Raw genomic sequence first — 10,478 nt, 5'->3', positions numbered from 1 at the left:
GAATGCTGAGATGACGCGGAAATCCCGCTATCTTTTGTGCGATGTTTACGATTGTTTTCCACGGCTCATCGTTGAACTTCAAATGACGAGCTTCGGGAAATTTTTCTGCAAGATGCGGAAGATTCTCGGCACTTGTCCATGGAATGAAATGGCTGAATTCCGAAATCTCGGTTTCACTAATTCCAAAAACTTTTGCAACTTCTCGAAAAGCCGATCGCGCACGGAATGTTACAGTTGTAGAAATCATTGCAACATGGTCAGTTCCATATTTATCAAAAACGTATTTCACAATTGTATCGCGCTCTTTCCAAGAAAAATCCAAATCAACATCGGGCGGCGATGAACGGCCTAAATTCAAAAATCTTTCGAAGTATAAATTATGTTCAAGCGGATCGACTTGTGTTAATCCCAAACAATATGCGACAATGCTATTTGCTGCCGAGCCGCGACCAATCATCATCATACCAAGTTTTTTTGCTTGCTGTGCTATATCCCAAACAATTAAAAAATAATCTGAAAATCCAAGTTGGTCAATCACGCTAAGTTCTTCTTGTAAACGGTTAACTGCTTTCTCTGTAATTGGTTGATATTTTTGCGATAATCCTTGAAAGGCAATTTTCCATAAATATGAAAACGAATTTTCGTTTTTGTGGAGCAAGAATTTCGGATGTTTATATTTACCAAGCTCTAAATCTACATTACACGCACTTGCAATTTTTTCAGTATTCTCAATTGCTTCTGGCAAAACTTTCCAAAGTTTATTCATCTCATCGGGCGGTTTGAAATATTGTTCTTCTTCGACTAAATTGTCATCTGTTAAACTTGAAAGAGTCGTATTTTTTTTGATTGCAGTTAAAACTTTGTGAAGTAAGAAATCTTCTTTATTGATAAAATGAATTACGTTAGTTGCTGCAATCGGCATGTTATTATTTTGAGTGAAGTTATAAAGTTCTCGACAAATTTTTTTTCGTTTTTGTGTTAAGAACATTTCAACGTAGATAGTGCGGAGTGCGGAGTTCGAAATATGAAGTTTCAGTTGGTTAAGCAATTTAATTGACGATGTGATAATGATTACATCGCTATTGCGGATGTTTTTTTCATTCGACATTTCTTTACAAAATATTTTACTCAGTACTTCGGGCAATGAAAACTTCTCCTCCAATTGTCGTTGTGTGATTAGCTCACAAATTTTTGAATAACCAATTCTATTTTTTGCAAGAAGAACAGCGTTGATTTCCGAATCGTTCGGATCATTTAGATAAACCCCAAGTATTGGCTTAATGTTTGCTTCAATTGCGAGTTGAGCAAACTGAATAAGTCCATACATCCCGTTTGTATCGGTAAGTGCAAGTGAATGCATGGAAAAATTTTTCGCAGTTTCAACTAGTTTTTCGATTGATGCTGCACCACTAAGCAATGAATAATTTGAGTGAGTGTGAAGGTGAATGAACATTTTATCTGGAGATGATAACTAAGATTGAAATGTAGAGCGAAGATTTACTTCGCTCTATAAAATTATGCTTATGTTTTATCTTTCTGATATTTACTACCGCATGTAGATTCATCTACCGAAGGTAAACAAACTTCTTTGTCGAACTAAACGAATTTACAGTTAGTCGATACAAATAAATGCCTGAACTCAATCCATACTTACCGGCATCAAACTCTACTTCATACTCTCCAGCTTGCCTTGGCTCATTAACAAGTACGGCAACTTCACGACCGAGGATGTCAAAAATCTTGAGCGCAACAGGTCCTGATTCTTTAATTGAATAACGAATCTTTGTAGTTGGGTTAAAAGGATTGGGGTAGTTTTGAGAAAGATCATAACTCATAGGAGCTGTTTGTAAATTTTGAATTATAATCTTATCGGAACTGAATTTTTTACTGAAAAGATTATCAACTTTCTGATTAAGACTTTCTATAGTACTATAATGTTCTTGTGAAGACTTACCCAATCCAGCTGGTGGATGATAGTTAAGTAACCGAACCATTAATATTTCTAAAGATGCATAGAATTCTTCATCTGTCTCTGGATTTGAAAGAATTATGTGTTCTAATTGACTCAATGCATCTATATACTCTTCGGCCGAAACCTGATAACTAATTTTTATTCCTTCAATAAAATCTTGCATTAAAGTGTCTGAAATCGCTATAAGATTATCTTCAAATTGCTGAATGTAATATGCATATTCTGATGAAGTTGCACCTAGCAATTTTAGAATTGCTAACATTCTAAAATATGCGCTGATACTTTCGGCTTCATCGCCATAATTTTCAATAATATAACTATACAATTCTTTTGCATCATTGTATAATCTTTCATCGAACATTTGATTTGCCTGAGCGAGTAACTCTTCAAGTATACTAATATTTATCAGTCCTACATCCCTTGCATAAATCGTATCAAGGATATTATTGTTTAAATCAATTAATAGTCTATATTCTGGCCTGCCGACAGGCGGAATAGGTTCAGATGTGAGATAAGGAATATAGGCAACATTTATATTTAAAAATCTACCGGTAGGATCAAATGGAGGTGGAAAATCTGGATTATTACCCCAATATGTATATTTTGCATTTAAAGTACTAGATGCACCAAACAGTCTCGTTCCAGATATTAGATAAAGAGTGCTAAATGGTAAACCAACCCTGTCATCTTTTACAGAATTATAACCTCTCTCATTACCATTAAATATTAATGCTGAATTATCAATATAGATCTCCGAATTGTCACCAAAACTATAATCCATTTGGCCATTGTTAAAAATTTTATTAAAGCCAGCCGCGTCGTAGATTAAGCTTGAACTACCTTCAAGATTGGGTACATCTGGAGCCAAATTTGCTGTACTTTGTTCAGCAAGATATAATCCGTGCTGGAAATTCTCTGAAATAATATTTTGCCCAAACTTGAACGAAGACTTAACCAACTGTGCTCCTCTGAAAAATGACTGAATTTTGTTTTTAAAACATAAACCTTCACTTGATAATGCAAATATTCCGATGCTTTCATTATGATTTCCAGTAATAATGTTTTTAACAATATTACTATTTTGGGTATTATATAACCAAACTCCCCACCTTGCATTTATTTGATTGCCATGTATGGTTATAGCTGGCAGATTCACAGCAAGGATGCCGTACCTCTGTGAATTTATCTTATTGTTAACTAAATAAACTTTATTTATAATAGGATCGATTATTGCAATCCCTGCCCCAATAGTAGAGTTAATTTCACAATTTTCTATTCTGACTTCATTTGTTCCAATACTACCATAGACGCCAAATGTAGAGTAGAGTATTTTACTATTTTTTAATTTTAATATACCACCATTATTGATAAAAATACCAAAGCTAACTCTTGTTGGCTCGTACTCAAATGTTACGTTTTCGGCATCAAGAGTACCACCATTAGTTACGTCAATGCGAGAACCATTTCTTAGATAAATCTTTGAAGGACCTGTTATCTTTAATATTGCTCCATTTGTAATTGTTATTGAACGATCAATGTAAAGATTATCTGCTTTTATGGTAGAATTTTTATCAACAATGTAAACATCGTTACCTTTAACAAGATCAACCTTAGCGGCTCCATTTTCTAAACGGAAATTTTTAAGAGCAAAACCACTCATTAAATTCCTGCCAAAATTTTCATATTGATTTACCAAATTTGAGCTCGGGTTTGTATAAAATGAAAAATCTTGTGGGGCATAAGGAGAGAAGAAACAATTATCACTGCCAATTCTAAAATCATTCCATGAGCCTTTCCAAATTCCACTTTCTTTCCAGGTATAACTACCTCTAACCATTAAGCTATCTAATCCGTGAACAATATTTGGTATTGGTTCACCGCTAACAATATTTCTAAATTTACGGGTCCACATATTTGTATCATCAATCCACTCCCATTTGCCGTGCGCACTTTCTAATGAAATAGATGCAGTTAGTCTATTATCAAAACTATAAGAATTTGAACCATCATCTATCCATCGCCAGATTAATATTCCTTTACCTTCACTGATGTTTCCAGTATTAGGCAAAGGCCAATTTACATTCCAATAGATAGGCGAGGACCTATCGTAGTAAGTCAGTAAAAATTTAGTTTTTCTATATTCATTCGGATTTGTTTCATCATTCCAAATAGCGTAGATAGGATGATTTGGATCAGATTCAAAGTCCTTGAATTCGATTGTTTGTGGGTCGGTTATTCTTGTTAAGTTTGCCCAACCAAGTTTTAATCTGAAAAGCGGATTAAATAAACTTGGAACATTATGAAAACCCTGGCTTAGGTCGAAATATCCCATACCATACCATCTGGAATCGCCCATCGCATGTTCGATATCTGGAAAATTGAAAAAGCTGTGTGTTAGTTCGTGAAGTTCAATAAAGAGCATTTTATATAAACTACCTTGTACAGCCGCGGTATTATGTGGTGTTAAAAGTCCGCCAAGAGCAATTTTAACATATTCTGTTGTACTACCGGGACGAAGATCATTAGTTGCGAATTCGTATCCTTCTATTAGAGGCCAACCATTTAAGTTATCATTTGCTTGTTTTGCAACACAAAAAGCTAAATGATCAACATAGCCATCGCTATTTCTATCCCCTTCATTAAAATCGAATAATAAATCGGCTTACTGTATTACTTCCCGTATTTTATCTGCCGGGTAAGGCCATTGGTAAACTCCATTGATTTTAAATAGTTCAACATTATCACCAGTAATGTTCTTCACAATTAATTTTACATCTACATTAAATTTATTGAAAGAACAATCTTTAAAATAGTTTTCTAAATAGTCTTTAAATTTTAAATGGTAATATGGATAGCTAACAATTGGGTCTTGCCCATCAGCGACAGCAAGAATTACACAAAGAGTTCGTCTTTCCCCTATTGGAGGAATAGTTGGTGGACCAATTCCCAAGTTTGGATTATTGTCAGCATTAAATTCGCAATTAAATTCTGAAGGTTTTAAGTCAATCGAATCGGGAAAGGATTGACTATATGAAATAGTTATAAACGATAGAAATAAGGCGATAATTAAAATTAAATTTTTCATTGTTTACTCTCCTTTTTAATCGTTATTTAATTAAAATTAATTTGGTGGACATAAATCCGTATTTTGTTTTTAACATAGCCAAGTAAACCCCGCTTGGTAATCCTTCTGCATTGAATTCAGTTTTATATTCTCCTATATCTTTTTCTTCTTCTATTAATCTCTTCACTTCCTTCCCTAAAATGTTATAGATTTTTAGCTCCACCTTAGTAGGTGAATTAATTGTATATTTTAGAGTTGTCTGTGAGTTGAATGGATTTGGGTATGCTGGTAAAAGATTAAGCTCTTTTGGTAATTGTATCTCTGTTTTGTCTTTTATGTTTGTAAGAACCGAATCGCCATTTTCGTCTATTATCATTCTGCTCTTATAAATAGTTAGATAATTTCCACCGCTATCGTAGTTTGCTGTAAAGTACATTGTTTTACCATCAGGTGTTAAAAAAGGATACTCTTCTCGCCGTCCTTTATATTTACCTATTAAATATAAACTATCAGCTATAAAGCATATGTTTAATTTATAAGGGTATCTATAATTCAAACCAGAACTATCCATATAAGCAACATATAAGTCATTGTTTTCAAGACCTGACCAATATTCCCCCTGATATTCTTTTTTCGTATCAGGAGAAATCCACTGTCCAAACTGCGAAAATGTTTGGCCTCGTTCAGAAGGAAAATATTCTGGTCTGCTAAAAGTTTTAGTTTCTTTGTTATAATAAGTAATTCTCCCTTGACTGTCCTTTGATATTATAACAGTAGTATCATTTAAAAAACTGCTAACACCCCAGTATCCTCCGGTTCCTATGCCATTGTCACGCAAAGGATAAGAACTATCCCAATCTTTTAAGGAATCATTCCAGAAGCTTATACCAATTTGTCCAGTAAGCCCCGCTGTAAATAACAACATCTTATTATTGGGTGACATAATTAATTTTCCGGTTGCCCATGATATCGGTGGGTGTATCTGGCCAGGCATTCTTTTCGGAAATGACCAGCCAGTATCTGTTAAAGTTGTGGAATAAAAATCTCCCCATGAACAGGCTGCCATATAATAAATAGTTTTTCCATCCCAGCTTACACTTGGTTTCTCATTTCCGTCAATGCTAAATGCTTGTATAGAAGCAATTTTTTCCGGCTTGCTCCACTTTTCAGGAGCCTCTTGGAAAATGGGCTGAGCAAGTATTCTAGAACAAAGTAAAAAGAAAATGATTATTGGTTTCATTTTAAACTCCAGTATAATTTTTTAGCTATGAATTTTTTTACTGCTTTATTCATTTACGTAAATCCTGTCGTAAACTCGCCTACTGGCAAGCAACAGGCAACCACCTCCGCGTTTAATTTAAAAACTACCTGAACATTTTGAATGAGCTGAACACAAATAAAAAATCTTGCACTGCGTATATATATTAGAAAGAAAGAAAGAAAGAAAGGAAGAAAATATTTCCCTTAGAAAATATTTTAAAATCGTAGATAAAACTTTCCCCTAAAGTCGCCGTGCCGGCTTTAAAAGGATATTTACTATTCCGAAGACTCCTTTGGATCGATTTAGTGTCCATTGATAATCTCTGCTTAGGCAAATATTAAGAAGGGAAAATTCAAAAGCAATAAGGTGTTTAAAAAATTACATTTTAGTAAATCTAATATTTGGTCGACCCGTCTGCCCTGCAACGTAGTGTGCGACTTTTATTACATCTTCTTGATAAATCATCACACCATAAGTTTCACCGAGAACGTGTTCAAGTTCGGGAACAAGATATTTTCTTCTCTTTGGATCGTGATGGCGTGCAACGAACTCAGCCATCATCCCGCTTTCTGCAACTCCCGGACGAATTACAGAACTGATTGCCGTGAGCATTTCGAATGTATCCGATTTCATTTTTTTGAGCAGTGATCTCATTCCCGGCGATTCGATGTAAAAGCATCCGATTGGATCTCCTTCGCGAATGATTTGTTTGGTTGCTTCATCGTTAAAGAGCATTCGATAGTTGTAAATATCGAATCCAACTTTATCCTTGCCTGTCTGTAGTGATGGAAATATGTTAAAGATTTTAGGAGTCATTTTGATTGATGATTGTTGTAATCTGTCTCTTGTAATAATAGATAGTGGGCAGGCCCTTCAAAAATTGGACTTCACATTGAGTTATCGTCAATTAGCCAAATAGACTTTGAAATAGTTTAACAATTGACATTCGAAGATTTCAATTATATCTTTGAGCAAAGATTGGAGAACTAAAATGGACACTATTTATCGGTTAAATGCGAGTGAAATAGATGAAAAATTGATCGCATCAATAAAATCTTTATTTGGGGATCGAAAAGTTGTCATTTCTGTTACCGATGTCAGCGACGAGACCGACTATCTATTGGCATCTGAAACAAACCGCGAGCGTCTGTTTGATGCGCTCGAAAACATGCGTGATAACAAGAACTTACTGGAATTTAACTCTGTCGAGGAACTTGAGAGATCAATTCTTAAATGAGAAAAATAATTTTAACAAATCAAGCCTTGGAAGACTTAAACTATTTCGCACAGAACGATGTTAAATTACTCACAAAAATTTTTACTCTCATCAAAGAAACACTTCGTACTCCATTCGAAGGGATTGGAAAACCTGAACCTCTCAAACATAAGTTAAGCGGGTGTTGGTCGCGAAGAATCAATGACGAACATCGCTTAGTATATCAAGTTAGCGAATCGGCATTGACAATTCTTTCATGCAGGTACCACTATTAGCTATTATACCATTTTACAAAAGCCCAGTTTCTCAATTCGTTAGTTGATATGACAATTTAGAACAGCCGGCAAATCAATATCCAACGGCTTTATATTTCTTTTCTTATATTATAAAAGAATTTAGAAAGACAAAGTATCATGGGAGCCGAGACATATTTCAAAATGGGTTATGCTTACTCCAAGCAGCAAAATTATGAAGAAGCGATTAAAGCCTTCAAGAAGGCGAATGCAATCGATCCGGGCGATGCAAAAACTATTTTCTATCTCGGGCACGCATATTCGGAAATAGGGAATTATCATCTTGCAGTAAAGCATTATAAACGCGCGATTGAAATTAAACCGGATTACGCCGAAGTCTATTACAATATGAGCATAGCGTATGCTAAGCTTACCAGCTATGATGAAGCGTTCAAATGTTTTGAGGTCGGCGTGGAGTTAAATCCATCGCTCAAAGATATTTTTGAGATTATGCTTTATAAGATGTACGATGAAGCTGTCGATACATACACAAAACTGATAAAAGTAAACCCACTCGACGCGTCTTCTTATTTTTTTCTCGGTAAAGTTTATTTATATAAGAAAGAATATGAACAGGCGATTGAATCATTCAAAAAAGTGGTTCAGTTGGACCCAGAGTCTGCAGATGCATTTTTCATGCTCGGTGTTGCGTATTACAATTTGAAGCTTGTCGACGAAGCAAAACGGAATCTCGTTCAAGCCGATGAAATGGGGCATGCAAGTGCTTCGCTCTTTTTGAAAGAAAAAGGAATTGACGAATAACTGTACTTCTGCATTTTACAATTTTCGCTGCACCGAAGTCGTTATTTTAAACCCATCCCCGCTTCTTATACATGGCGTAACCTTTTTTGAGTGCGAAATCGATTTGTTTTTCGAGTTTGTCATCAAGACTTTTGATGTGAAAGCAGGATTTCCCCTTCAGTAATTTCAGCAGCTCGGGTTTGAAAACTTCTTTCAGTGAAGTATCGACATACACGGGCATGTAGTAAAATCCAACATATTTGCTTTGAATGATAAGTCCCGCGAAGAAAACCTCATTTCTTTTTCGGCCGGCAAATTCGACATCTTTAATCGACCAGAGATCGTACTTGCTGTCCAAATCCATTTTTGATATTAATGGCTTTTCGTATTTCTTAAGGATTTTCTTGAGCCGTTTGTAAATTTTAATTAAATCTTTTTCCATTGCTGTTATTTCGCTTGTTTGTGAATTTTAATTTGTCAACACTAATATAGGTCTATTAGTTCAATGTTGTTTCCTTTGGGGAGCGTGAAGAATATTTATTGGATTTAGCTCAAACATCTTTACTCAACTTTTTTATTCTGTAATTTGACAAGAAAGGGATTAGAACCAGCAAAGCCCTAATTCTATATTTTTACCTTTTATAAGGTTTAGAAAGGCTAATATTCGGAATACAAGAATAGTGTTTCTGATTAAATGTGCATAAAGGTAAGTTTAGTTCAACTGCCATCTGACCAATTAGAACATCTATTATGCCAATGTTATATTGTAGGTGAAAATCTGCAAATACTTTCATCGCATTATTGCATGTTTCCGAGGAAGGCCATTCAATTCTATAGAAACTAAGGGTTTTGATTATTTTTCTTTGTTCCGTTTTATTTTTGCAGCCCTGAATCAATTCCATAACAACGAATCCAGGCAAAAGAATTTCTTCATCTCGAATAGAACGAAGCCACTTCACTGCATGCGGATATTCTCTTAAAATATCTACCATAACGTCAGTATCGATTAATATCATTTCTTGACTTGACGGTTTTGAGATTCTTTACGTAATTGACTAGCGTACGTTGAGCTATTTTTAATCTCTTTTCGATATTTCCAAATACCTACAACATCAGATTTGAGAAGTTTACTGGCTGTTAGATTGTTTTTAATTGTTTTTTGAGTCGGTATTAATATTAACTCAACGTGTGTTCCTTTTTTTAGCGGCAGCCCTTTGATGGAAACTTCTCCGTCCTTGCTTATTCTTTTTTGAAGTCTTATTGCTTCCATGGTTTACTATTTTTGTTTTAAACTTAGTGATATATTGTTAGAAAGACAATTCCAGGCAACAGATTCACCAATTTTATTCTCATATTCTTACTTATAATAACAGCACGATCAATTGTCTATCCCTTCTTTAGTTCAAACACTTTCGCCTCATCCCGAGTTGAGTCGAGTGATTCACTCTCATTACTCAGTCTTAGCCTCTGCATTAGCCTAACCTTCTCCATCGTATCTTTCACAACTGCAAGTGAACGCTGACTGAGCAAATCAATTTTAACGAGACCCAAGTCTTCTATCGGATACATATCAGGCTGAGTGATTATCAAACCGAGTCCTTTGTTCTCGGCGTATTCGAGTGCAGTGAAGTTTGTGATTGGCTCTGGTGAAATTACAACTCCACCCGGATGAATACTGAGATGACGCGGAAATCCCGCTATCTTTTGTGCGATGTTTACGATTGTTTTCCACGGTTCATCATTAAACTTCAAGTGACGAGCTTCGGGAAATTTTTCTGCAAGATGCGGAAGATTCTCTGCACTCGTCCACGGAATGTATTGACTATACTCAGAGATTTCTGCTTCGCTTATTCCGAAAACTTTTGCCACTTCACGGAAAGCAGAACGCGCACGAAAAGTTACTGTGGTTGATATCATTGCTACGCGGTCGG

At 35.2% G+C, this 10,478-nt stretch carries 12 protein-coding genes; 3 read left to right on the top strand and 9 right to left on the bottom strand.

What is annotated here, in order from left to right:
- The 5 genes from FJ213_11760 to FJ213_11740 form a co-directional block, all read right to left on the bottom strand.
- A partial coding sequence (locus tag FJ213_11760) for a DNA polymerase III subunit alpha (protein ID MBM4176829.1) occupies positions 1-1,453 on the bottom strand: 1,453 nt, incomplete at its 3' end.
- Positions 1,454-1,565: 112 nt separating this feature from the next.
- A complete protein-coding gene (locus tag FJ213_11755) occupies positions 1,566-4,394 on the bottom strand; it encodes a T9SS type A sorting domain-containing protein (protein ID MBM4176828.1) in 2,829 nt (942 codons plus the stop codon).
- Between the two features lie 240 nt (positions 4,395-4,634).
- Positions 4,635-5,057 (bottom strand): hypothetical protein, encoded by a 423-nt coding sequence (locus FJ213_11750; protein MBM4176827.1) that lies wholly within the window; start codon positions 5,055-5,057, stop codon positions 4,635-4,637.
- 22 nt (positions 5,058-5,079) lie between these two features.
- Positions 5,080-6,276, bottom strand: coding sequence for a T9SS type A sorting domain-containing protein (locus tag FJ213_11745; GenBank protein ID MBM4176826.1), 1,197 nt, complete (start codon positions 6,274-6,276; stop codon positions 5,080-5,082).
- 399 nt (positions 6,277-6,675) lie between these two features.
- A complete protein-coding gene (locus tag FJ213_11740) occupies positions 6,676-7,113 on the bottom strand; it encodes a hypothetical protein (protein ID MBM4176825.1) in 438 nt (145 codons plus the stop codon).
- Between the two features lie 175 nt (positions 7,114-7,288).
- On the opposite strand from FJ213_11740, the gene FJ213_11735 reads away from it, so the two are divergent.
- From FJ213_11735 to FJ213_11725, 3 genes are all read left to right on the top strand, one after another.
- Positions 7,289-7,534, top strand: a complete 246-nt coding sequence (locus FJ213_11735; GenBank protein ID MBM4176824.1) for a hypothetical protein — start codon at positions 7,289-7,291, stop codon at positions 7,532-7,534.
- The gene (locus tag FJ213_11730) at positions 7,531-7,788 is read left to right on the top strand and encodes a Txe/YoeB family addiction module toxin (protein MBM4176823.1); all 258 of its coding nucleotides are present in this window, start codon (positions 7,531-7,533) and stop codon (positions 7,786-7,788) included. The genes FJ213_11735 and FJ213_11730 overlap by 4 nt, the downstream gene beginning before the upstream one ends.
- Before the next feature lie 138 nt (positions 7,789-7,926).
- Entirely contained in the window at positions 7,927-8,568 is a 642-nt protein-coding gene (locus FJ213_11725) for a tetratricopeptide repeat protein (protein ID MBM4176822.1), read from the top strand.
- A gap of 46 nt (positions 8,569-8,614) precedes the next feature.
- Here FJ213_11725 and FJ213_11720 read toward each other — a convergent pair whose 3' ends face one another.
- The 4 genes from FJ213_11720 to FJ213_11705 all read right to left on the bottom strand — a co-directional run.
- A complete protein-coding gene (locus FJ213_11720) occupies positions 8,615-8,989 on the bottom strand; it encodes a DUF1801 domain-containing protein (protein ID MBM4176821.1) in 375 nt (124 codons plus the stop codon).
- 190 nt (positions 8,990-9,179) lie between these two features.
- Entirely contained in the window at positions 9,180-9,563 is a 384-nt protein-coding gene (locus FJ213_11715; protein MBM4176820.1) for a type II toxin-antitoxin system VapC family toxin, read from the bottom strand.
- Positions 9,560-9,817: a hypothetical protein gene (locus tag FJ213_11710; protein ID MBM4176819.1), complete on the bottom strand. Its 258-nt coding sequence runs from the start codon at positions 9,815-9,817 to the stop codon at positions 9,560-9,562. Before FJ213_11710 ends, FJ213_11715 begins: the two co-directional genes overlap by 4 nt.
- 116 nt (positions 9,818-9,933) lie before the next feature.
- Positions 9,934-10,478, bottom strand: a 545-nt coding sequence (locus FJ213_11705; protein ID MBM4176818.1) for a hypothetical protein, incomplete at its 5' end; no start/stop codon positions are given.

This window comes from Ignavibacteria bacterium, assembly GCA_016873845.1.
In the GTDB taxonomy this organism is placed as follows: Bacteria; Bacteroidota; Ignavibacteria; order Ch128b; family Ch128b; genus JAHJVF01.
This window is presented reverse-complemented; position numbering and strand designations above follow the sequence as displayed.